Raw genomic sequence first — 25,614 nt, forward strand, 5'->3', positions numbered from 1 at the left:
ACTCCCCTGGATGCGCGGTACGTGGATTGGCTCGGATCAATGTACCCAATGACCGCCGCGGCTGCCATACCGCTAATGTTCGACATCCCTGGTGAACGGGACGAAACGGACCGGCAGCACGTGCCGGGACGTCACCGAGCCGTCGGGGCGCTTCTCGAACACCTCCAGGGACTGGGCGCCGCCCTCGGGGCCCACCGGGATGACGAGGCGGCCGCCCACCTTCAGCTGTTCGATCAGCGGCGGCGGCACCGTCTCGGGGGCGGCCGTCACCACGATTGCATCGAACGGCGCCGCCTCTGGCCAGCCCCGGTAGCCGTCGCCGATCCTGACACTCACGTTCCCGTAGCCGAGCCGCTCCAGTGTCTCGGCCGCCTGCTCGCCGAGCGGCGCGACGATCTCTATCGTGTAGACGTGCTCCGCGATTTCGGCCAGGACGGCGGCCTGATAGCCCGAGCCCGTCCCCACCTCGAGCACCGTGGAGTCGGGACCGGCCCCGGCCAGATCCGTCATCAGCGCGACGATATAGGGCTGGGAAATGGTCTGGCCCTCGCCGATCGGCAGGGGTCGGTCGTCGTAGGCGAAATCCCGGTAGGCCGGCGGGACGAATTCGTGGCGGGGTACGTTGCGGATGGCGTCCAGGACCGTCGGGTCCAGACGGTCTTTGCCGGTGTAATCGGCGGTTTCCCGCACCTGCTGCTCCACCGCCCGGGCGAGCGCCAGACGCTGCGCCTCCCGGGAGGACTCCCCGCAGGCGGCCAGCGGGACGCCCAGGCCGAGCACGGCGGCCAGCGGTAGCAGCGGTAGTGACCGCGATAGTGACCGCGATAGCGATCGCGATAGTGATCGCGATAGTGATCGCGATAGTGATCGCAGCAGGCGATGCGTGTATTTCGCCCTGTCCATGGTCCCGGTCTCCTTCCAGTCCGACGGTAATCCCGCAACGTGCCGGCGGTCAAACCGGCCGGCGACCACGGGTGAGGCGATAGAGCAGGCCGCCGGAAGCGATGGTGGCGACCGCCGCCAGCATCTCGCGGGGGTTCACGGTGGCGGCGAGCCCCGCGAAGACCAGCGTGAAGACGACGAACACGGCCGGTGCGAGGGGATACGCCCAGGGATATGCCCAGGGATGCGCCCAGGGATAGCCTGGCAGTTCGCGTCGGCGCCCGGGCTGGCGCCGCACGGCGACAAACAGCGCGGCGGCGGTGCCGGCGGCGCTGAGGCCGAGCGTGAAGCCGAGATACGACAGCAGTTCCCGCAGGCCGGTCAGCCAGACGACGCCGACGGCCAGCGCGCCCTGCAGCGCCACGGCCGCCGTGGGCGCGCCGTCGCGGGAACGGAAGACCCGGGGGAACAGGCCGTCCTCGGCCATCTTCGCGTAGACCCGGGGACCCGCCATCACCATCGCCGAGACCGAGGTGAACAGCGCCAGCGCGATCAGGAGACGGATGGCGGCTGCCAGCGGTTCGCCGCCCAGTGCGCGCGCGGCAATCGCTGCCACGTCCTCCTGGCCGGCGGCCGCCTCGAACGGGGGCGCGAGTACGAAGACGGCGTTCAGCGCGAGATAGAGCAACAGGGTGAGCAGCGTGCCGAGCAGCAAGGCCCGGGGCACGACGGTTTCCGCCGACGGCACTTCGCCCGCGACGTAGACCGCCGCGTTGAAGCCCGAGTAGCTGAACGATATCCACAGCAGGGTGAGTGCGAAGGCGGCCAGCGAGAATGGCGGCGGATCCGGCGCGGCGAGGCCGCTCCAGGGGCCGCCGCCGAAGACGGCGAGGCCGCAGAAAGCGGCCAGCAGCACGAGCTTCAGCGCCACGGCCGCATTCTGCACCCATGCACCCTGGCGCACGCGCAGCGCGTGCAGCAGCACGGCGACGACGATCACCGCGGTGGCGACAGCCTTCGCGGCCCCGGCATCCGGGCCGAGTGCGTAGGCGGCGAAGGTGAGCGCGGAGTAGGCGATCGCGGCCGTGAAGCCGGCCAGCAGGGAGACCCAGCCCGCGATGAAGCCGACGGCCGGGTGCACGATGCGGGAGAGATACAGGTACTCGCCGGCGGAACCCGGCACCAGCCGCGCCAGGCCGGCGTAGCTCAGCGCGCCGCACAGCGCGAGCAGGCCGCCGATCAGCCAGGCCGCGAGCACGAGCCACGGCGAGCCGAGGTCGGCGAGGGCGAAGCCGGACGTGGTGAAGACGCCGGCGCCGATCATGTTGCCGATCACGAGTGCGACCAGCGTCCAGAGACCGAGGGCCGGGTTCCTCCTCACCGGGGGCCGCGTGAGACGGGCAGCAGTATGTCCTTCAGCAGGTTGTCCCAGTCGCCGATACCGCAGCCGTCGTCGCGGGTCACCACCGTGCTCACCGACTGGCCGTCGAGGGTGCCGCTCAGCATCGCGGTCTGCGGGCCGCCGTAGACCTGGGTGCACACCTGCTCCGGCGACGGACCGCGCACGAGCCGGTTCTGCACGGCCGGCCGGGCGAGGGCCCTGCAGGCGTCCGCGGCGTCGATCTGCGCGCCGCCGCGCACGCTCGCCTCGCCGTCGTCGCAGCGGATGACGTAGGAGACCGGGCTGCCCTGCGGGTCCTGGATGACCACGCTGACGTCGGCCCGCACCTGCGAGCTGCCGGGCGAGGGGGCACCGGCGCAACCGGCGCCGAGCAGCGCGGCGCCGATGACGGGTGCGAAGATGGGTGCGCTAATAGCGAAGCGGCGTCTTCTCACTGGCTTCGCTGGCTTGACTGGCTGCATCGGGGCTCCGGTCTTCGGGTCGGCAGGCGTCCTGCCCATCATACTGCCGCCCGGCGGCCCGCGCTGGCCGCGGCGCCACCGAGGCCCGGCCGGGTGCGCTCCATCAGCTCGCCGAGCTGCTCGAGCAGCCGCGCGCGCTCCGCCGCGCTCTCGACGGTGCGGGAAGACAGGTGGCTCGGGTGCTGTTCCCGGTCCAGCCAGAACCGGCCCGAGACCTCCCCCGCCTCGGTGGCGGCGGCCAGCCAGACGGCGGTGTCCGCCCCTTCTTCGGGGGTGCGCAGGACGTATCGTGTGAGGCGGTAGAAGCCGGGCAGGGATTCCTCCACGCCGGGAGTGTCCGCCCAGCCGGGATGCATGGCATTCACCGCGATGCCGTCGTCCGCCCAGCGGTCGGCCCACTCCTCCGTGAGGATCATGAGGCCGCGCTTGGCGCGCGCGTAAGCCACCGATCCGGAATAGAGGCCGCGTTCGCTCTGCAGGTCGTCCACGCGGATCTTCTGGGTGTACATGCCGCCGGAGAGCACGTTCACCACCCGCGCCGATCCGGCCTTCGCCAGCAGCGGCTGCAGGCGCTCGGTGAGGATATACGGGCCGAGCAGGAGCAGCGCGAAGCTCTTCTCCAGCCCCTCCGTCGTCTCCTGTCGCGGGTTGAACAGCGCGCCGGCGTTGTTGATCAGCGCGTCGACGGGGCGGCCTGCGGCGAGCAGCCGGTCGCACAGCGCATGCACGTCCGCCATGACGGAGAGGTCGGCGATCTCGTAGCCGATGTCGTTGTTGCCGGTCTGCTCGCGCAAGTCGGCGACGAGTGCCCGGGCCTTGTCCGCATCGCGCGCCACCAGGGTCAGCCCCGCGCCGAGCGTCGTCAGCTCGCGTGCGGCGGCGAGCCCGATGCCCGAGGTGGCGCCGGTGATCAGCATGTGGTGGTCGCCCAGATAGGCGGAGACGGGTTTCCAGTGGCGGCGCGCGGCACAGTAGCCGAGACGTGTGAAGCGCCACAGGCCCGGCAGCACGAGGCGGTCGGCCGCGGCGGTCAGGACGGAGGCACGGGGCGGCTCGTAGTCGTCCTCCAGTGCCTTCTTCAGGCCGCCCACCGCGCTCTTGCCGACCCGGTCCATGGCGGCCGGGAACAGCCTGTTCAGGGCGGCGAGCGGAGCGGGGAAGTCGAAGCTGGCGATATAGCGCACACGGGTCCCGTCGCCGGCTGCCTCGAACAGAATCTCCTCGCGGGCCGTGAACAGGCGCGATTGCACCGTCATCAGCATGCGGCGGTCCGGCTCGAACTCGACCACACGGTAGTGCAGCGAGAATCCCGCCTTCATGTCGATGCGGTATTCGGCGCCGACGCCGGGCCCGCCCTCGGTGAGCCGCGTGGCGCTCGCCACCGCCGGATCCCATTCCTCGATGCGGGCGAAGTCCGACACGTAGGCGAACGCCTCGTGCAGCGGGCGCGCCGCTTCGATGGTTTCGTCCAGTGTGATGACGTTGCTCGTGGCGTCGCTCGTCGTATTGCTCATGGCATGCAGACTCTTCGGTCCCAAACCACGATATTCGCACGACCCGGCCTTGCGGTTTCGCCGGCCGCGGCGATTACGGCGCCGTCAGTCGTCCAGTTCGCCCGCGTCGTAGCGCTTCAGGAAGCGCTTGATGAAACGCCGCACTTCCCGGGCGGCCGAGGTATCGAGGTCCTGACAGGCGTCCAGGAAACGGTCGCGCAGTTCGCTGTCCAGGCGGAGTACGAGCTGTGCGTCCTTTTTCTTCTTCTTGTCTTTCTCTTTCTTGGCCACGTTGGTCGCTGCGGTCATCGTTGCGCTCCTCGCGTGTGTCGCCGGAGCGCCTTCGCGGGAGAGTATTTCAATGTATATACGTTCGCTTGGCAAGTGATTGGCCGGACTAAGGAGCAGACCGGTGGAAAACCACTATTTCCCGTGAGATAGCTCAGGTATATACACAAAGGTGTTAGCTGATGTACAATGTATATACATTGGTATGCAAAACGGGGGAGTTCTCATGGACAAGATACGACGCCTTATCTCCGTGGCCGCCGGCGGTTGCCTGCTCGCGGGACTATCCGGCTGCGCGACGACGGCCGGCAATATCGATTCGGCGGCCGAACTCGCGCGCGAGGCCGGCGAACCGGCCGCCACCGTGGTGTTCGGCCGCTTCGAACTGCTGCGCAACGGTCACGAGGTGGCCTTCGGCGACGGGATTTTCGCCAGTTCGGCTACCCTGAATCTCGCCGAGGCGGGCAGTGCGCAGCCCATCGTGGGCAGGATCGGCCGGGACGGCGAGTTCGCCTGGGCGCTGGAACCGGGTACCTATCGGGTGACGAGCATCGGCTTCCGTTATCAGGGCCAGAAGATCCAGCCGCCCACCGGTTTCACGTTCACGGTGCCCGCGGGCTACCGCGCGAGCTACGTCGGCACGATCACGCTGGAGGCCTCCTTCGACCGCGGGCTGCTCGGCACGCGCGCGCAGGTGGAGCGCTACACCATCAGCGACGACTGCGCGGCCGAGTGCGACGGCCGTCTGAGCCGGCTCGGCCTCGACGCGGACCAGTCGACGCGAACCCTGTTCTCCTGGGAACGGAGCGTCGCTGCCGCCGAGTAGCCTCCGACCTTCCCTGGTTGCAGCGGCCTGAGGGGTGACGCGCCGTCGGGATCCACGCTCCGACGGCGGTCCGAGGGGGTGGGCCCCGCGATCGGAGAGACCGGTCGCGGGGCCCGATTATTTTGTTGTGGTTCGTCCGGGCTGACCGTAGCATCGCGGCATGACCGCCGACTTCCGCAACCGCTACCTCTCCTACGAGGAACTCACCGCGACGCTCGAGCACTGGGCGGGGACCTGGCCGGACCTCGTCCGGCTGGAATCCCTGGGCCGCACGGACGAGGGCCGCGAACTCTGGCTGCTCACCATCGGACCGCGGCCCGACGATATCCGTCCCGCCGTCTGGGTGGACGGCAACATGCACGCCGCCGAGCTCTGCGGCTCCAGCGTGGCGCTGGGTATCGCCGAGGACATGCTGCGTTTCCATGCCGAGGGCACGGTGCCGCACAACCTCTCCGCGGCGGTGTGCGAGGCGCTCCGCGACGTGCTGTTCTACGTGATGCCACGCATCTCGCCGGACGGCGCCGAACGGATGCTGCACGAGTGCCGCTACGTGCGTTCCAATACCCGGGACCGGCGTCCGGACGGCAGCCGCTCGTACTGGCGGCCCACGGACCTGGACGGCGACGGCGTCGCGCTCGCCATGCGCGTGGAAGACCCCACCGGCGAGTTCGTGGCATCGGCGGAAGTCCCGGACCTGATGGTGCTGCGCACCGTCGACGACGAGGGACCCTTCTACAAGCTCTACCCCGAGGGCGTCATCGAGAACTTCGATGGTGCCAGCATCCCTGCGCCGTCCTTCCTCTCCGACAGCCCCATCGACCTGAACCGGAATTTCCCCTGGTCCTGGGCGCCCGACCACGACCAACCGGGGGCCGGCGAGTACCCCGGCAGCGAGGCGGAGTCGCGCGCCGTCATCGAGTTCACCACGGCGCATCCGAACATCTTCGCCTGGCTGAATTTGCACACCTTCGGCGGCGTCGGCATCCGTCCGCTGGGCCACCAGCCGGACGCGAAGATGGACCAGAAGGATCTCGCCATCTTCCGCCAGGTGGGCGAATGGCTGGAGACCCACACCGGTTATCCCATGGTCAGCGGTTACGAGGAGTTCCTCTACGAGCCGGACAAGCCGCTGCACGGCGACCTCACCGACTACGCATACCATCAGCGGGGCTGCATCGGCTACGTGGTGGAACTGTGGGACCTGTTCGCGCAGGTCGGCCTGGAGCGGAAGAAACCGTTCGTGAAGGCCTACACCGATCTCGATCGCGACGACATGGTGGCGATCGCGCGCTGGGACCGGGAGCAGAACGCCGGGCGGGCCGTGCTCCCGTGGCGCGGCTTCGAGCATCCGCAGCTCGGCGCGGTGGAGCTCGGCGGCATCGACCCGCGGGTGGGCATGTGGAACCCGCCCTACGAGCTTCTGCCCGGCATCTGCAACCAGCATGCGGCCGCCTTCCTGCGTGTGGCGGCCATGGCGCCCCGGCTGCGCTTCGGGGCGGTGGAGACGACCGCCCTAGGTGGCGGACTCACTCGCCTGGACGTCACGGTGGAGAACGTCGGCTATCTGCCGAGCTACGTGTTGAGTTCGGCGAAGAAGCTCAGCTGGAACGAGGAGCTGTATCTCGACGTCGAGTGCGACGGCTGCGAGCTGGCCGAGGGCGGTACGCGCCGCACGCTCGGCCACCTGGACGGCTGGGGGCGCGGCGCGGGCGAGGGCACCGGGGCGCTGTACTACCCGTACGGGCGGGGCAGCAGCGGACGGGCCCGGCGCTCGCTGGTGGTGAAGGGCGTAGGCACGGTGAGGTTATGCGCCCGGTCGTGCCGCACCGGCGAGATCCGCAGCGAAGTGGACATCGCCGGGACGGACAAGCCGGTCCCGGACTGAGTCGGCCCCCTCAGTCATCCACGAGGGCGCCGCTGCGGTAGTCGGCGATGGCGCGCTCGATCTCCTCGCGGGTGTTCATGACGAACGGGCCGTACTGGGCGACGGGCTCGCCGATGGGCTTGCCCGCCAGCAGGATGAACCGGGCCGTGTCGCCGACGGATTCCACGGTCGCGCTGTCCCCCTCGCCGAGTATGCCCGCCGAGCGCGGCGGCAGTTCCCGGCTGTCGGCGCCCCGGCCGACGGTGATGCTCCCCTCGTAGACGTAGAGGAAAGCGTTGTGCCCGGCCGGCACGGGGCACTCGAACAGGTGGTCCGCCGCCAGCTCCACGTCGATGAACAGGGGTTCCGTGCTGAGGCCGTGGATGGGGCCGGTCACCGTTGTCCCGCCCACCGGTACTGCGCCGGCGATGACCTTCACCCGCCCGCCGGGGATATCGGCCGCCGGGATGTCATCCGCGGGGATGTCGCGGTAGGCGGCCGGCTTCATCTTCTCGGCGGCGGGCAGGTTGATCCAGAGCTGGAAGCCCCGCATGCGGCCCTCCCGCTGCTGTGGCATCTCGGAGTGGATCACGCCGCGCCCGGCCGTCATCCACTGCACGCCGCCCTCCGTCAGCTCGCCCACGTTGCCCATATGGTCCTCGTGGCGCATGTGGCCGTTCAGCATGTACGTGACGGTCTCGAAACCGCGGTGCGGATGGGGCGGGAATCCGGCGATGTAGTCGTCCGGGTTGTCGGTGCCGAACTCGTCCAGCATCAGGAACGGGTCCAGCCGGCCGGCCTCGCTGGCGCCCAGGCTGCGGCGCAGCCTGACGCCGGCGCCGTCGGAGGTCTCTACGCCCGGGATGACTCTGCTCAGTGTGCGTTCCGCCATGATCCGTCCCCTTTATCGTCTTTCGCGAGTCTGCAGCGCATCTCCGTACGCACGTCTGCCGCGCCAGTGTAGCGCCCTGCGCTTCGGCCCGGCGATACAGCGGTTATCATGTGCCCCGTTTCCGCCAATTCGCCGCTGAGAACCTGAGGAGACGAGAGCCGATGACGAGACCCGCCAGTGCCATCCTCACTGTTGCCACCCTGCTGCTCGCGGCGGTCGCCGTGGCCGCGCCGGAGCGCCCGTTCGGGCGCATGGACGTATTCGAGCTGGAGTGGGCGTCGGATCCGCAGATCTCACCCGACGGCGAGCATATCGTCTACGTCCGCAATGGCATGGACATCATGACCGACGAACCCGTCGGCCGGCTCTGGCTCGCGGCGTCCGATGGCGGGCGGCACGAGCCGCTGACCGGCGACGACCGCAACGAGTCGGGCGCGGTCTGGTCGCCGGACGGCACGCGCATCGCCTACGTCGCCGAGGCCGGTGACGACGGTGCCGAGATCTTCGTCTACTGGCTGGAATCGGGCAAGCGCACGAGCCTGACGCAGCTGGAGACGAGTCCCTCCGGGCTGAGCTGGTCGCCGGACGGGGCACGGCTCGCCTTCTCCATGCGGGTGCCGGCCGAGCCGCCGTCGCTGGTGGAGCCGCCGTCGAAGCCGGAAGGCGCCGAGTGGGCGGAGAGGCCGCGGGTGACGACCCGGGTGACCTACGAGAGCGACGGCAGCGGTTACCTGGAGCCGGGTTTCCATCATTACTTCGTGCTGCCCGCCGACGGCGGCACGCCCCGGCAGGTGACCTCCGGCGCCTTCCATCACCAGGGCACGCCGCAGTGGACACCCGACGGTGAGGCGCTGGTGTTCTCTACCAACCGCAATCCGGACTGGGAGCTGGATTTTGTGGAGTCCGACATCTACCGGGTGGATGTGGGGAGCGGCGAGATCACCCGGCTCACGGACCGTGACGGCCCGGATACCGAGCCCGTGATCTCGCCCGACGGCAGCCTGATCGCCTGGCGGGGCTATGACGACAAGGTACAGACCTATCAGGTCGACAGGCTGTACGTCATGGAAGCCGACGGCGGCGGCAGACGCGAGCTGTTGCCGGACCTCGATCGCAGCGTCTCGGGGCTGGCGTGGAACCGGGAGGGCGACGGCCTGTATTTCCAGTACGCCGATCAGGGCGTGACCCGCATCGGGTTCACCACTCTCGGCGGCAAGTTCCGGGTGATGGCGGAGAACGTCGGCGGCACGGTCATCGGCCGCCCCTACGTGCGCGGCTCGTTCTCGGTCTCCGACGACGGCCGGATCGCCTACACGCGCGCCAGCGCCGAGCGCCCGGCCGACGTCGCCACGGTCTCCTGGCTGGGCGGCGCGCCCGCTGCCGTCACCGACCTGAATGCCGATGCCCTGGGCGGCCGATCGCTGGGCCGGGTGGAGGAATTCCGCTACCCGTCCACGCTGGACAAGCGGGAGATCCAGGGCTGGCTGGTGAAGCCGCCGGGCTACGACCCCGAGCGGGACTATCCGCTGCTGGTCGAGATCCACGGCGGACCCATCTCCCACTACGGCCCGGTCTTCTCCCCCGAGATCCAGATCTACGCGGCGGCGGGCTACGTGGTGTTCTACCCCAATCCGCGGGGCAGCACGAGTTACGGGGAGGAGTTCGGCAACCTGCTGTACCACGACTACCCCGGAGGCGATTACCAGGACATCATGGACGGCGTCGATGCCCTCGTCGAAGCCGGCATCGCCGCCGAAGGCAGCCTCTACGTTACCGGCGGCAGCGCGGGCGGGACCATGACGGCCTGGATCGTCGGCAACACCGACCGCTTCCGGGCCGCCGCGGTCATCAAGCCGGTGATGAACTGGGTCAGCAAGACGCTGACCGCCGACAACTACTACAAATACGCGGACTATCGCTATCCGGGCCAGCCCTGGGAGAGCATCGAGGAATACATGCGGTACTCACCCGTCTCGCTGCTGGGCGAGATCGAAACGCCGACGCTGGTGATGGTGGGCACCGCCGACCTGCGCACGCCGCCGTCCGAGGCGAAACAGCTCTACGGCGCGCTGAAGATCCGCGGCATCGACACCGCGCTGGTGGAGATGCCGGGCGCCGCCCACAACATCGCGCGCCGGCCGAGCCAGCTCATCGCGAAGGTGGATCACATCCTCGCCTGGCTGCAGAGGTATCCGCCGGAATGAAGACGATGGCGCGGCGCGCGACGGTCGGCATCGTCGTGTTCGACGACGTGGAGGTGCTCGACTTCTGCGGCCCCTTCGAGGTGTTCTCCGTGGTCCGGCTGGACGAGGAGGCGCGGCGGGAGGAACCGTCCCCGTTCGACGCAGGCCTGGTCGGGGAGACAGCCGCCCCGGTCACGACCACGGGGGGCATGACGGTGACGCCGCGCTGGGCCTTCGGCGATTGCCCGGCCCTCGATCTGCTGCTGGTCCCGGGCGGCTGGGGCGTCCGCCGCCAGCTCGAGAATCCGTTGCTGCTCGACTGGCTGCGCGAACGCAGCCGCGAAGTGGAGCGTCTCTGCTCGGTGTGCACCGGGTCCCTGTTGCTCGGCGCGGCCGGCCTGCTGGAGGGCCGCCGCGCGACCACCCATTGGCGCTCGCTGGACTGGATGGCAGAGCTGCTGCCGGCGGTGGAAGTGGTGCGCGACCGGCATTTCGTCCGGGACGGCAGCGTCTGGACCGCGGCCGGCATCTCGGCCGGTATAGACCTGTCTCTGCGAATCGTCGCCGCAATCCACGGAGAGGAGACAGCGCGGGCGACCGCGCGCTACATGGAGTACCCCTGGCCCGAATCCGATGCGCGGCGGATAGCCGTGCCCGACTAGGCGAAGTTGCGGACGAGGTCGCGCATGCGTTGCCTCGTCTTCCCGTCCGGCAGGGCGCCGAATCCGGCGCCGATGTTGTCCACCGCATGCCGCGGGTTGGCCGTTTCGGTCAGCACGCAGGTCACCGCCGGGTGCGAGAGGATGAACTTGAGCGAGAACTGTGCCCAGCTGTCGCAGTCGAACTCGGCCGCCCACGACGGCAGTTTCCGGTCGCGCACCAGGCGGAACCACTCGCCGTTGATGAACGGGCGATTGACGATCACGGCGACGCCGCGCTCCAGCGCCATCGGCAGGACCCGCTCCTCGGCTTCCGGTTCCATGAGCGAGTAGTTCACCTGCAGGACGTCCAGGGTGCCGGTGGCCATGAGGTCCATCATGGCCGGGTAGTACTCCCTGCGGTGCCGGGCGACGCCGATATGCCGGGTCAGACCCGCTTCCTTCCAGCGCCGGAACGTCCGCCAGTTCGGCACCGCCGTCTCCGGGTAGGCGTGCATGAGGTCCAGCGTCGGCTTGCCGGTGGTCGCCAGCAGCCGCGCCGCCTCGGCGCGGGCCGCCGGTTCGTCGTCGACGTCGAAGTAGGTGCCGAGGAAGACCCGGTCGCCGATCTCACGTTCGCCCACGACGTCGGCCACGACGAAGCGGCTGTCGCCGGAGCAGTCGATGTAGCGCGAGCCGTAGCGCTGGAACATCCTGATGACGTCCCAGGAGGCGTCCCGGTCGCCCGCGCGGAAGGCATTCGAGTTGCCCATGCCGATAACAGGCAGCGAATCGCCCGTGCGCGGGATCGGCCGGACCGGCAGCTGCTTGTGCTCTGCCACGAGCGTCGGCAGCGGTGCCGTGGCAGCGAACGCCGCAGCGCCGCCGTACTTCAAAAACTGCCGTCGAGTCGCCATGAGGTGCCGGACCGAACTTTTGCAAGTTTCGCAACTTTTCAGACTTCCGGCCGTTCTGCAACCCTTGAACCCTCGGAATTCCCTGCGAGTAGCCTGCGGACCAGCTCGCGCTTGAGTATTTTCCCCGTCGGATTGCGGGGCAGCGACTCGACGATCTCGAGCCGCTCAGGCCACATGAACCGTGCAACACCCGCCTCCGACAGTTGAGCGATCAGCTCCTCGAGCGACAGCGTCGCACCGGGCATCGGCACGACCACGGCGCAGATGCGCTCGCCGAGCCGCTCGTCGGGAAAGCCGATTGCGGCCGCCTCCTGCACCGACGGCAGCGCCTGGACGGCCGCCTCCAGCTCCCCGGCCGGTATCTTGAGGCCGCCACGGTTGATCACGTCCTTCAGGCGGTCGATGTAGTGATAGTAGTCGGCGTCCTCGCCGTCGCCCGCGATCTCGAAGAGCTCGCCGGAGCGGAAGTATCCCTCTCCGTCGAAGTCCCCGCGATCCACGTTGCCGTCGGCCGTCCAGTAGCCGGGGAACAACGCGGGACTGCGGAAGACGAACTCGCCCGGCCGTCCGGCGTCGGTGATCTCCGTGCCGGTCTCGATGTCGACCAGCTTCGTCTCGACACCCCGGGCGATGCGCACGCCCCAGGCGGCGCCGTCCGACTCCCGCAGCGCAGAGCCGCGGAAGCGCGGGAAGTAGCGGGCGCGCCGATGGGGATCGTCGGTCATCCCCGGGCCGGACAGCAGCGTGATGCCCTCCGTGGAGCCGAAGGCGTTCACCACCTCGATGCCGTATCGTTGCCGGAAACCCTCGATCATCCAGGCATCCAGGGGCGCCGATCCGCACAGGATGCTGCGGATGGTGGAGACATCGCGGTCGTCGAGGATGTTCTCCCGCAGGAGCGCGTTCAGCATGGCCGGCGCGGCCACCGTATGGTTGATGCCGAGCTCCTCGAGCTGATCGAGGAATATGGCCATGTCGAACGGGTTGTGCAGGGCCAGCGTGCCCTGGACCTCCAGCCACGGCATGAACAGGCCGTTGTAGCCCGCGGTATGCACCATCTGCATGGGCGCGAGCAGCCGATCGCCGTGATGCAGCCCGCCCGCGTCCCGGCAGCAGCCCCCCGTGGCGTGCCACTGGTTGTGGCTGCGCGGCACGCACTTCGGGTCGCCGGTGGTGCCGGACGTCCAGTGCATGGTAACGATCTCGTCCGCGCCGACGCTCAACCCGTTCAGGTAGGTCTCCAGCGCTTCGTCGTCATGCGGCAGTGACCTCACGTCGACCAGGTCTCCGTCGCCGTCGCCGAACGCGAGTACCGTCGTCTTCGGCGCACCGGGCTCGGCGAGGATGGCGCGCACCGTCTCCGCCGGCCGCTGATCCTTGAATCGGGACAGGGTCAGTACGCAGGCGGGCCGCACGTGCCGGAGGATGCGCCGCATGTCCCGCGCTCCGTAGGCCAGCATCACCGGCGAGGCGATGGCGCCGAGCCGTGCGCAGGCCAGGAACGCGACGACGATCTCCACGATGTTCGGCAGCTGTACGACGACCACCGAGTCCTTGCGCACGCCGGCGCGAAGCAGGGCGGCGGCGAGTGCGTCGACGGCCGCGTCCGTCTGGCGGAAACTCAGCCGCCGCGGCTCGCCGTAGCAGAACGCCGGCCGGTCGGGCGCGTCGACGAGGGCGAGTTGCTCCGGCGCGGCCGCGACGCAATCGCGGAACAGATCGTCGACCGTGACGTCTCCCCACCAGCCGCTGGCACGATAGCGTTCCAGCGTGGCGTCGTCGTCGAGGATCATCGATCTTTCTCCCGGGTCAGCCGGCCATCGAATCCGCGACCTTCAGCAACCAGGGATTGGAGTCGCCCTTGGTCATGTTCATGTAGCCTGGCATGTCGAAATAGTCGCGCGCCCGCCAGATGCGTCCGTCCCTGATCTGGTAGATCCCCATGTATGGCATGCGGACGGTGACGCCGTCGGGCTGGTCGTACTCGTCGATGCCCTCGAAGATGATCTTCTCGTCGTCTTCCAGGTAATTGACGATGCGCCAGCGACTGGCCGCCTGGTGGGGCCACAGCATCGTGATGCCTTTCTTCAGGAAATCCTTGCCCTCGAAGGGCCGGGTGCCGACGTGGTAGTGGTAGACGACGTCGTCGTGGAAACAGTCGAGGACCGCGTCCAGGTCCTTCGCCTTCATCGAGTCGATGTAGCGTTGCACCGCATCGTAGGCCTTACCCATGTCTTTCTCCCCTCTGCTGGTTGTGCATCCGTTGTTCAAGTATCCGGTCCACGGCCATCCGCGCGCTCTTGGCCGCCGCCGGCGTCGCCACGTAGCCCTGCGGGCCGCAGCCGTCGCCCACGTTGAAAAGATTTGGCAGCGGCGTCTCCACCGGTATGTTGTAGCCGGGCCATGATCGCGCCACGACGTCCGGATCGTCGATGTCGCGCAGCTGCACGTCGAGGAAGCGCCCGCCCTTCGCATCGAAGTCCGGGAACAGCGTCCTGACGTCGGCCATGTTCGCGCGCCGCTCGTCTTCACGGTCCATGGGCTCGAGGCAGCTCCTGGGCGTGCCGTAGAAGGACGTGAGGTGGCGGCCGTCGTGGGACCACTCGGGACAGATGTTGGTGAGCGGCACGCCGGTCACGATGCGTTCCAGGCCCGCCGCGAGGAACGCGGAGCGCGGTTCGAACAGCGGTTCGTCGGAGACCACGTAGGTGGCGACGATGGGGGTCGGCCGGATCCGCTGCGCGAGCCGTTGCGTGTAGTCCCCGCCGAGCGCCTGCTCGCCCGCCAGTTCGACGGTGACGGACGGGCCGGTATTGCTGATGACGATGTCGGCCGGCAGCGTTTCCTCCTGTCCGCCGTTCTCGATGCGCACGCCGGTGGCGCGGCCGTCGGCGGTCTCGATGGCGAGCGTCGGCGTCTCCAGCAGCACCCGGCCGCCGTTGGCCTCGATGACCCGCGCCAGTGCTTCGCTGACCGACACGAAACCGCCGGGCAGCAACGCGTACTTGTCCATCCTCGCCTCGGTGGCCGCGAAGTGCGCGAACCAGTGCCGGGCCGGGTACTCGAAGTCGTTGACCGCGGAGACGGCCGAGGTGATGGCGTGGAACAGCGCCAGAAGATCCTCGTTGTCCGTGTACTGCTCCAGCCATTCGCGGAAGGTGGGGCCGTCTTCTCCCACGTCCGTTGCCTGGCGGTCGCGGAAGGCCTTGCCGATCTTCGTGATGGACAGCTCCAGGCCCACCCGCGCCATCGCCTTCTTCGAGCCGCCGCCGTGGACCTTCATGAACATCTCGAGCATCTTGCCCGTGCCGCTCTTCGCCGGCAGTGGCACGAACTCGTCGCCACCGCGGATCCAGAACCACATCTCGCTGACCGGCCGCACCTCGAACTCGGCGCCGACCTCCTCGCAGATGCTCGGCAGGATGCCCCGGAGCTGGTACGACACCGCGCCCCGCGGCAGTCGATAGCCTTCGATGTCCTGCGTACGGGTGCGGCCGCCGACGGTGTTCAGCTTCTCGCAGACGGTCACCCGGTAACCCTGCCGGGCGAGGAGGGCGCCTGCGCACATGCCGCCGACGCCGGCGCCGATGATGACCACGTGTTCTCTTTCGTTCATGTCGATTCCTGTCTGATTATCGCGCCGAGGGGTCAGGCGGGCGCCGGCAAGCGGAGCCCGCCGAGGATGAAGTCCCAGAGCTCGCGGGTGAGTGCCTCCCGGGTCGGACGCGGGTCGGCGGCGAGGGCCTGTCCCGCCGCGTGCCGCACACCGCCGCAGATCATGGCGGCGAGGATGTCCGGGTCGTACTGCGTGGGGATCTGTCCGCGCTGCTGGCCCTTGGCGATGTTCCGGGCGGCCAGCGCGATGACCCGGCGCCAGCGCTCGCCCTCGACGGCGGCCACGCCGGGGTCGCGGGCCAGGCGCGAGATGATGATGGCGGCGAGCGGATGGTCGTAGAGGAAGTCGATCAGGCTGGAGATGCGTTCGCGTTCGCGCACCGTCCAGTCGTCCGGCGGCAGGTCGGACAGGTCTATCGCCTGGTCCAGTTCGTCGTAGAAGTTGTCGACTACGGCGGCGATTAGCCCCGATTTTGAGCCGAAACGGTGATACGGCAGACCCACGGACACGCCCGCACGACGAGCGACTTCCTGTAACTCGAAGTCACCGTCACCGTCGACCAGGGCGTCTGCCGCCGCGGCGACGATCATCTCGCGGCTGCGTTCCGAACGGGCCGTCCGTGCCGCCATGTTTGCTCCCCACCAATATTGAATTGAATTCAATTATGATTGCCTGGCCTTGGTTTGTCCAGCCCCACCGGGTGCCGCTGAATTGCGGAAGTTCAATGTACTTATGCGGCGGGTGGCTTACCGTGGTCCAGGCTCGGGTGCCTGCCGGTTTCCCGGGCGTCTTACGGAGGTGACAGCAGAGAGGCCTGCATGGAGTACTACCGCATCCCCGATACCGACCTGGAGGTGTCCCGCATCGCGCTCGGCACCTGGGCCATCGGCTGTTTCATGTGGGGCGGCACCGAGAAACGCCGATCCATCGAGACCGTGCACGCCGCGCTGGACAGGGGCGTCAATCTCGTCGACACGGCGCCGGTCTACGGATTTGGCACGTCCGAGCAGATCGTCGGCGAGGCGCTGCGGGAATACGACGGCGACGGGCCGGTTCACGTCTCCACGAAGGTGGGGCTGGACTGGACCGACGACGAGCGGATCTTCCGCAACGGCAGCCGCGACCGGGTTCGCTACGAGATCAACGCATCCCTGAAGCGCCTGAATCGGGACGTCATCGACATCTACTTCGTGCACTGGCCGGACTGCACCCGGCCCGTCGCCGAAACCGCGGGGGCGATGCGCGAGCTGCTCGACGAAGGGCTCATCCGGGCGGTCGGCGTCAGCAACTTCACGCCGGACCAGATCGCCGCGTTCCGGGAGGAGTGCCCCGTGCACGTCTGCCAGCCGCCCTACAACATCCTCGAGCGCGGCATCGAGGCGAACGTCAAGCCGTACTGCGAGCGCCGCGGCCTGCCGTTGATGACCTACGGCGCGCTCTGCCGCGGCCTGCTGACCGGCAAGATGTCCCGCGACCGGGAGTTCGAGGGCGACGACCTGCGCAAGGCCGATCCCAAGTTCGCGGAACCCCGTTTCGAGCGCTACCTGGCGGCGGCGGATCTGGAAAAGCTCGTCCGGCGGATGACCGGCAAGTCACTCCTCGCGTTCAGTCTGCGCTGGGTGCTGGAGCAGGGTGTGCCGATCGCGATCTGGGGCGGACGCAAACCCGCGCAGATGGAGCCCATCGGCGAGGTGTTCGGCTGGTCCATGGACCTGGCGCTGCTTTCGTCGGTGGACGGCATCCTGAACGAGCACATCGACCATGCCGTGGGCCCCGAGTTCATGGCGCCGCCGACCGGGCTCGAACCCGACCGGTAGGATGGTGCGCCGGGGTCAGCCCAGCACGTAGTACTGGAAGGCCAGCAGGGCGGCGAAGGACAGCACTACCGCAACGCCCGCCGTAGAACCGGAGACGCGATCCAGGGCATCCGGTATGAGCTCCGAGAAGACCATCCAGATCATGGCGCCGGCGGCGAGGCCGAGTCCGACCGGCAGCCAGGGCTCGAAAGCGAGCACGAAGAGAAAGGCGGGCACCGCCATGAGCGGCTGGGGCAGACTGGTGAAGATGCTCCAGGCCCCGGCCTTCCATACCGGCGTCCCTCGCGGGATCAGCACGAGACTGATGGCGAGTCCCTCGGGGATGTTGTGCACGGCGATCGCCGATGCGATGAACACGCCGAGTGCCTCGCTGCCGCCGAACGAGACGCCGACGCCCACCCCTTCCGCGAAGGAGTGAGTCGTCATGATGCCGAGGATGAGCAGCGCCTTGCGCGCGTCCGCGCCTTTCAGTTCGGCGACGTCGACGCCGCCGCCCCGACCGGCCAGCAGGCGGTCGGCGACGACCACGAGCAGCAGGCCGAGCAGGATGCCGGCGATGGTACGGCCGGGCGACGCGCCGAAGCCCTCGGCGATGAGGCTGTGGCTGGCGGCCAGCATGAGGCCGGCGGCCGCGGCGCTGGACACGCCGAGCCACCACCGGCTGATGCCGCTCACGAACAGGAACGGCAGGGCACCCAACCCGGTGGCTGCGGCGGTGATGGCTGCCGCGGCGGCAACGGTCCAGACGTTGACGTCGATCATGCTCCCAGCGTAGCGGAAGATCGCGGAAGGTGTACGGGTGGTACGGGAGCAGGTGCCGGACCGAACTTTTGTGACTTATTGAACTTTTGGGCGGGCGCACGGAGTTGAACTTTGCTGCCTGTACGGTCTGGCGGGGGTCGGAAAGGGACTGGGGACCTGATACAGTCGTGGTCCAAAAGGTTCCGGCTGTAACTAATGAGTCAGGTGCCGGACCGAACTTTTGTGACTTTTCGAACTTAATGTGCCGTGCGGGCTTGCCTGCAAGCCGGCACCACTTCGATCGTGCATAAGTTGCAAAAGTCCAAAAAGTTCGGTCCGGCACCTCAAAAAGTCGAGGAGGCGAAATGTCGTTCAAGAAGGTCGCGGTACTGGGTATTGGCAAGGTGGGCAAGCTGGCGGCGCTGCTGCTGGAGGAGTCCGGTTTCGACGTGACTGGTATCGACAGCCGCAAGCTCGACCTCGGCACCTCGTTCCCCATCGTCCAGGCGGATATGGGCGATACCGCGGGCCTCACCGAGGTCCTCAGGCCCTACGAGGCCGTGCTGTCCTGCCTTCCGTACGCGCTCAACACGGAGGTCGCCCGCGCCGCCCACGGCCTCGGCATCCACTACTTCGACCTCACCGAAGACGTGCCCACCACCGCTGCCATCCGTGAACTCAGCGAGACCTCGAAGGGCATCATGGCGCCCCAGTGCGGTCTCGCACCCGGCTTCGTCGGCATCGTCGCCTCCCATCTCGCCCGCCAGTTCGACCGCGTCCGCTCCATCAAGATGCGCGTCGGCGCGCTGCCCCAGAACCCGACGGGCCTGCTCGGCTACAACTTCAACTGGTCACCCGAGGGCGTGGTCAACGAGTACCTGAACGATTGCGAGGTCATCGAGGAAGGTGTCCACAAGTGGGTCTCCCCGATGGAGTGGGTCGAGACCGTCTATGTCAACGGTCACAAGCTCGAGGCCTTCACCACCTCGGGCGGCCTCGGCACCATGTGCGAGACCTTCAAGGACCACGTCGAAAACCTCGACTACAAGACCATGCGCTATCCGGGCCACGTGGATCTCATGAACTTCTTCTTCCACGAGCTGCTGATGCGCGAGCGCCGCGACCTCGCCGGCGAAATCCTGACCAACGCCAAACCGCCCGTCGACGAGGACGTGGTCCACGTCCACATCTCGGCAGAGGGCTGGAAGGGCGACGAGCTGTCCCGCCGCGAGTTCGTTCGCTCCTACTATCCGCAGAAGGTCCGCGACGAACGCTTCACTGCGATCGCCTGGACGACGTCGGCGTCCGTCACCGCCGTCATCGAGATGGTCCGGGACGGCAAACTGCCTCAGCAGGGTTTCCTGAAGCAGGAGGACATCCCGGTGACGCCATACCTGCAGACGCGCACGGGCGGCATGTTCGGCGAAAAAGTCTAGGCGTATCGAAAGCACGGGACGGAAGGCTACACTTCGTGTGTGGCAGCTTCGCGGACAAGAATCTGGTCGGCAGCCGTTCTGTGCGTGGTCGCGCTCGCGGCCATCTTCGCTCTGTCGGGGATCGACGATGGGGGCAGCGATAGCGGGGACGGAGAGGTCGGCGTTCTTCGTTCGGCCGCCGGGCGTCCAATCCCGTCCGAGCCGCGCGCAGCCCCGTCAGTGCCTGCCGATGACGAACCACAACGCCGCCAGGTAGCCACTGCCACCGACCGTCATTTCGCCTGCGATCCGTATCCGGACGACCTGCCATCGGCGGAAGACACGGCCGCTCGTCTGGAGCGCCACCAGCGTGAATCCGAACGCCGGGCCAGGGCGTTGGAAGGATCGGAGGACGTGGAACTACGGCTCGCAGCCGCGTTGATCACCGACAAACGCAGCCCCGAGCATCTGCAGCGTCTGCTCTCGGCGCTTGCGTCAGATCCCGACAACCCCGTCATCCTGGAGCGTCTGCTCGATGCCTGCATCAACCGGCCCGCGTCGCGTGTCTGCGAAGAACGGGGCATTGTCGAGCGCGCCGCTGAAGCCGACGGCGATAACGGTGAGATGTGGGGTGCCATCGCCGGGTACCGAGCCAGCCGCGGCGACACCGATGGCGCTCTTCAGGCGCTGCGCCGGGGCGCCAGTGCCGGCTCTCATCGGGAGTATTTCGCCGATGTGGTCCGGGTCATCGAACTGGGGCTGGCAGCCACCGCCGGAGATCTGTCCTATGTCGATAGGGTTATTGAGGGCATCGGCTGGGCGACTGCTTCCACGTCGCCCTGGCTCACCGCCTACGCCGAGTGTCGCGATCGGGTCGCGGCGGACCCGCTCTGGCACGACGCTTGCCTGGACTTCGCGCGGCACCTCGAGGAACGCAGTCAGACCGTTCTGAATCGGGGAATCGGGATCGGCTTGCAGGCGATGATTGCCGAGGAATCGGGAAATGAAGCGGCGTTGTCGGTCGTGCGGGAGCGAGAACGGGAATACCTCAACTGGCGGGATGAACATCTCACCACGGACGGTCAGATCGTGCTGATGGGTGACGAGCGCGTCCTGCGCCAGTATCTGGACGAGTTCGACGCCCACGGTGAACTGGCGTCGCTCGAATATCTGCGCGAGGAGGTCGAGCGGTTGAAGCGATTGCCGGGTTACGACCCGTGCCAGGCGGTCATCTCCTCGTCTCGCGAATAACTTTCAAAAGTTGCAAAAGTTCGGTCCGGCACCTACCAGCCTACCAGGTGTCGACGAAGCGCCTTGCGCTGCTTTCCCCGCGCTGCGGCAGGCGCGCCAGCATCCCGGCCAGCTCCCGCCGTGTGTCGGCCGGGTCGATGACCGCGTCGATCTCCAGGTGTGCGGCCGCCTCGGTGGCCTTGCCGGCCTCGTACATCTTTTTCACCAGCTTCTCGAACAGCGCCTCGCGTTCGGCGCGGTCTTCCACGGCCTCGAGTTCTTTCCGGTAACCCAGCCGGACGGCGCCCTCGAGGCCCATGCCGCCGAACTCTCCGGTGGGCCAGGACGCGGTCCAGACCGGGGCCGCGAGACTGCCTCCGGCCATCGCCATGGCGCCCAGCCCGTAGCCCTTGCGCAGAACAACGGCGAGGATCGGCACCGTGACGTTCGCGCCCACCACGAACAGCCGTGACATGCGGCGCACCGCCGCCTCCTGCTCGCTGTCCGGTCCTACCATGAAACCGGGCGTGTCGATGAGGGAGAGCACCGGCAGGCCCCAGCCGTCGCAGAGCTGAAGGAAACGGGCTGCCTTCTCCGCGGCTGGCGCGGTGATGGCGCCGCCGAGCTGGCGGCAGTCGTTTGCGATCAGGCCCACCGGCCGTCCCTCGATGCGCAGGAAGCCGGTGATGACCGGGGCGCCGTAGCGCCGGCGCAGCTCGATGAAGCTGCCCGTGTCGGCGAGGGTCTCGATGACGTCGCGCACGGGGTACACCCAGCGCCGGTCGGCGGGGATGAGATCGCGCATCGCCGACTGGTCGGCACATTCCCAGTCGCCGGTGCGGCCCTGGTAGAGCGCCAGCAGACGGCGCGCGACGTCCGTGGCGTGGGCCTCGTCGTCGGCGACGATATCGACGACGCCGTTGCCCTCCTGCACCTCCATCGGCCCGATCTCGGTGGGCGCGTGCTTGCCCAGGCCGCCGCCCTCGATCATGGCGGGCCCGGCCATGCCGATCCACGAACTCTTCGTGGCGATGGTGACGTCGGCGGAGCCGAACAGCGCCGCGTTACCGGCGAAGCAGTAGCCGTTATTGATGGCGATACGCGGCACCAGGCCGGACAGTCGTCCCCACGTGCGGAAGGACGACAAATTCAGTCCGGCGATCTGGGTCGTGACGTCGGTATCGCCGGGCCGCCCGCCGCCGCCCTCGGTGTACATCACCACGGGCAGTTGCCACTGCTCGGCCAGCTCGAAGATCCGGTCGAGCTTGCGGTGGTGGAAATAGCCCTGGGTGCCCGCCAGCACGCTGTAGTCGTAGACCACCACCGCCGCCCGGGCGTTGTCGCGGCCGAATAGCTCCGCATTGACGGTCGCCGTGCCGGTGATGACGGCATCCGCGGGTGTGTTCTCCTCCAGGTCGGCGATGTCGCGACGGCTGCGCTGGGCGGCGACGGCGAGCTGGCCGTATTCGGTAAACGAGCCGGCGTCGACAAGGTCGTCGAGATTCTCGCGCGCGGTGCGGTAGCCCTTCGCATGGCGCTTCTCGACCATGCTGGGCCGATTGGGATCGAGGGTCTTCGCGAGACGCTCGCGGAGCGCCTCGGTCCGTTCGTCGGTCACGGCGGTTCAGCCCTGGTCGGCGCCGCGCACGGTCAGCACGGGGCATTCGGCGTGACGGACCACGCCCTCGGCCGTGCTGCCGATGAGCAGGTGCCTCAGGCCGCTGCGCCCGTGGGTGGACATCACGATCATCGCCGCGCCGGTTTCCTTCGCGTAGGCGGTGATCTCGTCCACGGGACGGCCTTCCAGCACTTTACCCACCGGCGGATTGGAGAAGCCGGTGAGCTTGTCCCGGGTGAATTCGTCCAGTTGCGCCTGGGCCTGGGCCACCAGTTCTTCCACGGTCGGCACCGCCGTCGGTACCTCCATGGCCGTGTAGACGATGGGCGGCTCCACCACGGAGACGCAATGCAGCTCGCCGCCGAGCTGTTCCGTCATCTTGCGCGCCCAGTGCAGGGCGGTGATTGACGTCTCGGAGAAATCGGTGGGGAATACGATTGCTGTCTTGCTGGCCATGGTCTGCACTCCTCCGGGGCGGTTGGCGCTCCCTGTTCACCCTCATGCTAGACAGGAAGCGGCGGGTTTTCCATTGTGGAAAGGCCCGGCGGGCCTGCCCGCTGTATCCGCCCGGCCGTCAGTGGCGGCCCTGGGGGATGCGCCTCAGTCCGGCCTGCCGAGGACGCGCAGGCGCGAGAACAGGAGCGGCAGCAGCGAGAGGTTGGCCACGAGCGCGACGGCCATCGCGAGGCCGGTGAGCAGCCCGAAGTAGATAGTGGGCACGAAATTCGACAGGGCGAGGATGGAGAAACCCAGCATGATGGTGATGGAGGTGTAGTACATCGCGTGGCCGATGCTGCGGTGGCAGCGGTCGATGGTGGCGTCGTAGTCGCCGTCCTTCGCGAACTCCTCCTGGAAGCGGTACACGTAGTGGATGGTGTCGTCCACGCCGATGCCGATGGCGATGGCCGCGATGGTGATGGTCATGATGTCCAGCGGCACGCCCATCGCGCTCATGATTGCCAGGACGGCGCTGGCGGCGATCAGGTTGGGCACGAGGGCCACCACCGCGACGGCCAGCGAACGGAACGACAGCCAGAACATAAGCACGACGACGAGCGTCACCGCGCCGGCCGACTTGATCTGGGAGCCGAGCAGGCTCTGCAGCACGTTGTTGTAGAGCACCATCAGCCCGGTGAGATGCACGCGCTCCTCGCCCAGGCCCAGGTCCTCGGCGAAATGGTGGCGGATCGACTCGAGCAGTTCGTTGCGCTCCAGTGTATCGCTGGTCTCGTAGATGCGCGCGGAGATGCGCGTCTGGTGGCCTTCGACGGCGAGGTAGGGCTCGAACAGCACCTCTTTCACATCCTCCGGCAGGCGCTTGTAGATGATCGAGAGCTGGAAGTTGTCCAGCTCCTCTTCGCCCACGACCTGGCGGATGACCTCCAGCGTGGTGGCGAGAGAGAGCACCTTGCCGATGTCCGGCCGGGCCTCGAGATGATCGTGGGCCTGGCGCAGGAGGTCGCTGCGCGCGGCGTTGTACCAGTAGCTGCGCGCTGCCATGCCGGGCTCGCCGGGCAGCTCCAGCTGGTCCGCCTGCTCCTGCTCGTCCTCTTGGCTGGAGACGAACGCGGGATCCGCGTCCAGGATGACGTCCAGGGGCGTGGTGCCGCCGAGGCGCTCGTCGATCACCTTCATGCCCTGGTAGATGGCGGTGGTCTGTTTGAAGTAATCGATGAAGCGGTTGTCCACGCTGAGCTGGAGCACGGCGGCCGTACTCGCGACGGCGATCAGCGCGTATCCGGCCAGCGTCGCCCGGGGCGCCGAGCCGATCAGGCGCGAGAAGAGCCCGGTGATGCGGTTGGTGAAGTCGCCGCTCCCGGGCGGCTCGCCCGGCGAGAGCAGCACCAGCGAGGCGGGCAGGATCAGGAAGGTGAGCACGAAGGCCATGGCCATGCCGATCACCATCATCCAGCCGAAGTCGATGACCGGACGGATGTCGCTCACCACCAGGGAGCCGAACGCCACCATGGTCGTGAGCGCCGTATAGAGCGCCGGATAGAACTTGTTCCGCACCGTCTCGCGTACCAGCTCCCGCTGGCCGGCGTCCGGACGCTCGCGGTGCAGCTCCCGGTGACGCACCACCAGATGCACGTTCAGCGACAGTGTCAGGATCAGCATCAGCGAGACGAAGTTGGACGACACCACCGTGACCGGCCACTGCACGAGGCCCAGGAAACCGATCATGCCGAGCACGGCTGCGGCGCAGGTCGTCAGCGGCAGCACGACCCAGCGCAGCCGGCGGAAGATGACGGCGAGAAGGGCGATCAGTGCCACGGCGAGGCCGATGCCGAATACGATCAGGTCGCGGCGGATGAAGTCCACGAGGTCGGCCGCGATCATCGGCAGCCCCCCCAGGTGCAGCTCGGTGCCGTCCCGGTAGTTGTCGACGATGCCCCGCACCGTCGCGATGGTGCGATGCAGTTGGATCTGCTGGGACTCGCGGCGTTCGCGGATGCGCTGCTCCACCTCGGCCAGCGCCGCTGACTCCTCGGCGGTGAGATCGCGCTCGAGGCGGATCTCGCGCAGATCGGCGCGTCGGTTCAGCAGCTTCGTGTAGGCCTCGTCCTGCTGCAGGTTCACCTGCAGCGCGGTGGTGCCGCCGTCCGGACTCATCAGGCGGTTGCGGTAGAGTGGGCTGGTGGTCAGCTCCTCGCGCGCGAGTTCGCGGTCGACCTGTGCGGAGAGCAGGGTCGGCGCGCCGTCGGCGAGTTCCCGCGGGCCGAGCGGCGGGCTCTGCAGCAGCGGCACGTCGAGGATGGAGACCACGGAGACCACGCCCGGCGCGCCCGCGAGTTCGTCCCGCAGCTTGCCGAGGTCGTCGAGGACGGCATCGGAGAAGAGATCGCCGGACGGCGTAAACGTGAGGATGAGAAAGTCGTCGGAGCCGTAGCGCGCGCGGATGGCCCGGTAATAGCGGACGCCGGTATCGCTCTCCAGCAGCAGCGAATCGCTGGAGGTGTCCAGCGCGAAGTCGGGCGCACGGCTGGCGAGCAGGCCCACGGCAAGCACCGTGATCAGCAGCGTGATTACGGGTCGGCCCAGGACCAGGGAATCGTACAGAGACAGTGTCGCCTTACGCATCCGCGTCCGCCGTCCGGGCTGCTCGCCGCATCTTTCCCGCCCCCTTCCGCTGGATCACGTCTCGTCGGGTTCCTTCCCATCGCATCGACACCAGTATAGAGAGTTTCCGGACCCAGCCACAGCCGCATCGGCGGGAGTCAGATTCTGCATGCCGGGGGTGCAGATTCTGCATGCCGCAGCCGGCCGGACCGCTGGCACCCGGCCGCGGACCCGCTCCCGGGGCGCCTGCCGCGCTGCGGGCACAACGGCA

At 68.0% G+C, this 25,614-nt stretch carries 22 protein-coding genes; 7 read left to right on the forward strand and 15 right to left on the reverse strand.

The window, feature by feature from the left end:
- Nucleotides 1-72 precede the first annotated feature (72 nt).
- The 5 genes from ACJMK0_RS07600 to ACJMK0_RS07620 form a co-directional block, all read right to left on the reverse strand.
- Nucleotides 73-780 (reverse strand): protein-L-isoaspartate(D-aspartate) O-methyltransferase, encoded by a 708-nt coding sequence (locus ACJMK0_RS07600; protein WP_405237032.1) that lies wholly within the window; start codon nucleotides 778-780, stop codon nucleotides 73-75.
- 172 nt (nucleotides 781-952) lie between these two features.
- Nucleotides 953-2,263 carry an APC family permease gene (locus ACJMK0_RS07605; RefSeq protein WP_405237034.1) on the reverse strand — a complete coding sequence of 437 codons (1,311 nt, stop codon included), beginning with the start codon at nucleotides 2,261-2,263 and terminating at the stop codon, nucleotides 953-955.
- Nucleotides 2,260-2,718, reverse strand: a complete 459-nt coding sequence (locus tag ACJMK0_RS07610) for a hypothetical protein (RefSeq protein WP_405237036.1) — start codon at nucleotides 2,716-2,718, stop codon at nucleotides 2,260-2,262. The genes ACJMK0_RS07605 and ACJMK0_RS07610 overlap by 4 nt, the downstream gene beginning before the upstream one ends.
- A 65-nt stretch (nucleotides 2,719-2,783) precedes the next feature.
- Nucleotides 2,784-4,259: an SDR family NAD(P)-dependent oxidoreductase gene (locus tag ACJMK0_RS07615; RefSeq protein ID WP_405237038.1), complete on the reverse strand. Its 1,476-nt coding sequence runs from the start codon at nucleotides 4,257-4,259 to the stop codon at nucleotides 2,784-2,786.
- 84 nt (nucleotides 4,260-4,343) lie between these two features.
- Entirely contained in the window at nucleotides 4,344-4,547 is a 204-nt protein-coding gene (locus tag ACJMK0_RS07620) for a hypothetical protein (RefSeq protein WP_405237040.1), read from the reverse strand.
- A gap of 205 nt (nucleotides 4,548-4,752) precedes the next feature.
- On the opposite strand from ACJMK0_RS07620, the gene ACJMK0_RS07625 reads away from it, so the two are divergent.
- Together ACJMK0_RS07625 and ACJMK0_RS07630 are read left to right on the forward strand one after the other, a co-directional pair.
- Entirely contained in the window at nucleotides 4,753-5,352 is a 600-nt protein-coding gene (locus tag ACJMK0_RS07625) for a hypothetical protein (protein ID WP_405237041.1), read from the forward strand.
- 160 nt (nucleotides 5,353-5,512) lie between these two features.
- Nucleotides 5,513-7,237 carry a M14 family metallopeptidase gene (locus ACJMK0_RS07630; RefSeq protein ID WP_405237043.1) on the forward strand — a complete coding sequence of 575 codons (1,725 nt, stop codon included), beginning with the start codon at nucleotides 5,513-5,515 and terminating at the stop codon, nucleotides 7,235-7,237.
- Between the two features lie 10 nt (nucleotides 7,238-7,247).
- Here the strand turns inward: ACJMK0_RS07630 and ACJMK0_RS07635 are convergent, their stop codons facing one another.
- On the reverse strand, nucleotides 7,248-8,108 hold the full coding sequence (locus tag ACJMK0_RS07635; RefSeq protein ID WP_405237045.1) for a pirin family protein: 861 nt from the start codon (nucleotides 8,106-8,108) through the stop codon (nucleotides 7,248-7,250).
- Nucleotides 8,109-8,269: 161 nt separating this feature from the next.
- On the opposite strand from ACJMK0_RS07635, the gene ACJMK0_RS07640 reads away from it, so the two are divergent.
- Nucleotides 8,270-10,312 (forward strand): prolyl oligopeptidase family serine peptidase, encoded by a 2,043-nt coding sequence (locus ACJMK0_RS07640; protein WP_405237047.1) that lies wholly within the window; start codon nucleotides 8,270-8,272, stop codon nucleotides 10,310-10,312.
- Nucleotides 10,313-10,317: 5 nt separating this feature from the next.
- A complete protein-coding gene (locus tag ACJMK0_RS07645) occupies nucleotides 10,318-10,953 on the forward strand; it encodes a DJ-1/PfpI family protein (protein ID WP_405237922.1) in 636 nt (211 codons plus the stop codon).
- Here the strand turns inward: ACJMK0_RS07645 and ACJMK0_RS07650 are convergent.
- From ACJMK0_RS07650 to ACJMK0_RS07670, 5 genes are read right to left on the reverse strand one after another with little or no spacing between them, the layout of a single operon-like run.
- The gene (locus tag ACJMK0_RS07650; protein WP_405237049.1) at nucleotides 10,950-11,846 is read right to left on the reverse strand and encodes an aldo/keto reductase; all 897 of its coding nucleotides are present in this window, start codon (nucleotides 11,844-11,846) and stop codon (nucleotides 10,950-10,952) included. The genes ACJMK0_RS07645 and ACJMK0_RS07650 overlap by 4 nt on opposite strands.
- A 38-nt stretch (nucleotides 11,847-11,884) precedes the next feature.
- Entirely contained in the window at nucleotides 11,885-13,639 is a 1,755-nt protein-coding gene (locus ACJMK0_RS07655; RefSeq protein WP_405237051.1) for a class I adenylate-forming enzyme family protein, read from the reverse strand.
- Between the two features lie 16 nt (nucleotides 13,640-13,655).
- A complete protein-coding gene (locus ACJMK0_RS07660) occupies nucleotides 13,656-14,078 on the reverse strand; it encodes a nuclear transport factor 2 family protein (RefSeq protein ID WP_405237053.1) in 423 nt (140 codons plus the stop codon).
- The gene (locus ACJMK0_RS07665) at nucleotides 14,071-15,462 is read right to left on the reverse strand and encodes a phytoene desaturase family protein (RefSeq protein ID WP_405237055.1); all 1,392 of its coding nucleotides are present in this window, start codon (nucleotides 15,460-15,462) and stop codon (nucleotides 14,071-14,073) included. The genes ACJMK0_RS07660 and ACJMK0_RS07665 overlap by 8 nt, the downstream gene beginning before the upstream one ends.
- Nucleotides 15,463-15,494: 32 nt before the next feature.
- Entirely contained in the window at nucleotides 15,495-16,091 is a 597-nt protein-coding gene (locus ACJMK0_RS07670; protein ID WP_405237057.1) for a TetR/AcrR family transcriptional regulator, read from the reverse strand.
- A gap of 189 nt (nucleotides 16,092-16,280) precedes the next feature.
- Between ACJMK0_RS07670 and ACJMK0_RS07675 the strand changes: the two genes are divergently transcribed.
- Nucleotides 16,281-17,279: an aldo/keto reductase gene (locus tag ACJMK0_RS07675; protein WP_405237059.1), complete on the forward strand. Its 999-nt coding sequence runs from the start codon at nucleotides 16,281-16,283 to the stop codon at nucleotides 17,277-17,279.
- A gap of 15 nt (nucleotides 17,280-17,294) precedes the next feature.
- Here the strand turns inward: ACJMK0_RS07675 and ACJMK0_RS07680 are convergent, their stop codons facing one another.
- Nucleotides 17,295-18,041, reverse strand: coding sequence for a ZIP family metal transporter (locus ACJMK0_RS07680; protein WP_405237061.1), 747 nt, complete (start codon nucleotides 18,039-18,041; stop codon nucleotides 17,295-17,297).
- A 344-nt stretch (nucleotides 18,042-18,385) separates the two neighbouring features.
- Between ACJMK0_RS07680 and ACJMK0_RS07685 the strand changes: the two genes are divergently transcribed.
- Both ACJMK0_RS07685 and ACJMK0_RS07690 read left to right on the forward strand, forming a co-directional pair.
- On the forward strand, nucleotides 18,386-19,456 hold the full coding sequence (locus ACJMK0_RS07685) for a saccharopine dehydrogenase family protein (protein ID WP_405237062.1): 1,071 nt from the start codon (nucleotides 18,386-18,388) through the stop codon (nucleotides 19,454-19,456).
- Nucleotides 19,457-19,540: 84 nt separating this feature from the next.
- Nucleotides 19,541-20,686: a hypothetical protein gene (locus ACJMK0_RS07690; RefSeq protein WP_405237064.1), complete on the forward strand. Its 1,146-nt coding sequence runs from the start codon at nucleotides 19,541-19,543 to the stop codon at nucleotides 20,684-20,686.
- A gap of 40 nt (nucleotides 20,687-20,726) precedes the next feature.
- On the opposite strand, the gene ACJMK0_RS07695 is transcribed toward ACJMK0_RS07690, so the two are convergent.
- From ACJMK0_RS07695 to ACJMK0_RS07705, 3 genes are all read right to left on the reverse strand, one after another.
- On the reverse strand, nucleotides 20,727-22,283 hold the full coding sequence (locus ACJMK0_RS07695) for an acyl-CoA carboxylase subunit beta (RefSeq protein ID WP_405237066.1): 1,557 nt from the start codon (nucleotides 22,281-22,283) through the stop codon (nucleotides 20,727-20,729).
- Nucleotides 22,284-22,289: 6 nt separating this feature from the next.
- Nucleotides 22,290-22,739: a universal stress protein gene (locus tag ACJMK0_RS07700; protein ID WP_405237068.1), complete on the reverse strand. Its 450-nt coding sequence runs from the start codon at nucleotides 22,737-22,739 to the stop codon at nucleotides 22,290-22,292.
- A 144-nt stretch (nucleotides 22,740-22,883) separates the two neighbouring features.
- The gene (locus ACJMK0_RS07705) at nucleotides 22,884-25,364 is read right to left on the reverse strand and encodes an efflux RND transporter permease subunit (RefSeq protein WP_405237070.1); all 2,481 of its coding nucleotides are present in this window, start codon (nucleotides 25,362-25,364) and stop codon (nucleotides 22,884-22,886) included.
- Between the last annotated feature and the right edge of the window lie 250 nt (nucleotides 25,365-25,614).

The sequence above is a fragment of the Lentisalinibacter orientalis genome (assembly GCF_040706535.1).
In the GTDB taxonomy this organism is placed as follows: domain Bacteria; phylum Pseudomonadota; class Gammaproteobacteria; order Steroidobacterales; family Woeseiaceae; genus Lentisalinibacter; species Lentisalinibacter orientalis.

Excerpts from the sequence above, each read along its gene's own strand:
- ACJMK0_RS07665 (WP_405237055.1), bottom strand. The coding sequence starts at position 15,462 with ATGAACGAAAGAGAACACGTGGTCATCATCGGCGCCGGCGTCGGCGGC.
- ACJMK0_RS07705 (WP_405237070.1), bottom strand. The coding sequence starts at position 25,364 with ATGCGTAAGGCGACACTGTCTCTGTACGATTCCCTGGTCCTGGGCCGA.
- ACJMK0_RS07685 (WP_405237062.1), top strand. The coding sequence starts at position 18,386 with ATGTCGTTCAAGAAGGTCGCGGTACTGGGTATTGGCAAGGTGGGCAAG.
- ACJMK0_RS07670 (WP_405237057.1), bottom strand. The coding sequence starts at position 16,091 with ATGGCGGCACGGACGGCCCGTTCGGAACGCAGCCGCGAGATGATCGTC.
- ACJMK0_RS07635 (WP_405237045.1), bottom strand. The coding sequence starts at position 8,108 with ATGGCGGAACGCACACTGAGCAGAGTCATCCCGGGCGTAGAGACCTCC.
- ACJMK0_RS07625 (WP_405237041.1), top strand. The coding sequence starts at position 4,753 with ATGGACAAGATACGACGCCTTATCTCCGTGGCCGCCGGCGGTTGCCTG.
- ACJMK0_RS07630 (WP_405237043.1), top strand. The coding sequence starts at position 5,513 with ATGACCGCCGACTTCCGCAACCGCTACCTCTCCTACGAGGAACTCACC.
- ACJMK0_RS07680 (WP_405237061.1), bottom strand. The coding sequence starts at position 18,041 with ATGATCGACGTCAACGTCTGGACCGTTGCCGCCGCGGCAGCCATCACC.
- ACJMK0_RS07640 (WP_405237047.1), top strand. The coding sequence starts at position 8,270 with ATGACGAGACCCGCCAGTGCCATCCTCACTGTTGCCACCCTGCTGCTC.
- ACJMK0_RS07655 (WP_405237051.1), bottom strand. The coding sequence starts at position 13,639 with ATGATCCTCGACGACGACGCCACGCTGGAACGCTATCGTGCCAGCGGC.
- ACJMK0_RS07620 (WP_405237040.1), bottom strand. The coding sequence starts at position 4,547 with ATGACCGCAGCGACCAACGTGGCCAAGAAAGAGAAAGACAAGAAGAAG.
- ACJMK0_RS07660 (WP_405237053.1), bottom strand. The coding sequence starts at position 14,078 with ATGGGTAAGGCCTACGATGCGGTGCAACGCTACATCGACTCGATGAAG.
- ACJMK0_RS07645 (WP_405237922.1), top strand. The coding sequence starts at position 10,318 with ATGGCGCGGCGCGCGACGGTCGGCATCGTCGTGTTCGACGACGTGGAG.
- ACJMK0_RS07675 (WP_405237059.1), top strand. The coding sequence starts at position 16,281 with ATGGAGTACTACCGCATCCCCGATACCGACCTGGAGGTGTCCCGCATC.
- ACJMK0_RS07650 (WP_405237049.1), bottom strand. The coding sequence starts at position 11,846 with ATGGCGACTCGACGGCAGTTTTTGAAGTACGGCGGCGCTGCGGCGTTC.
- ACJMK0_RS07700 (WP_405237068.1), bottom strand. The coding sequence starts at position 22,739 with ATGGCCAGCAAGACAGCAATCGTATTCCCCACCGATTTCTCCGAGACG.
- ACJMK0_RS07615 (WP_405237038.1), bottom strand. The coding sequence starts at position 4,259 with ATGAGCAATACGACGAGCGACGCCACGAGCAACGTCATCACACTGGAC.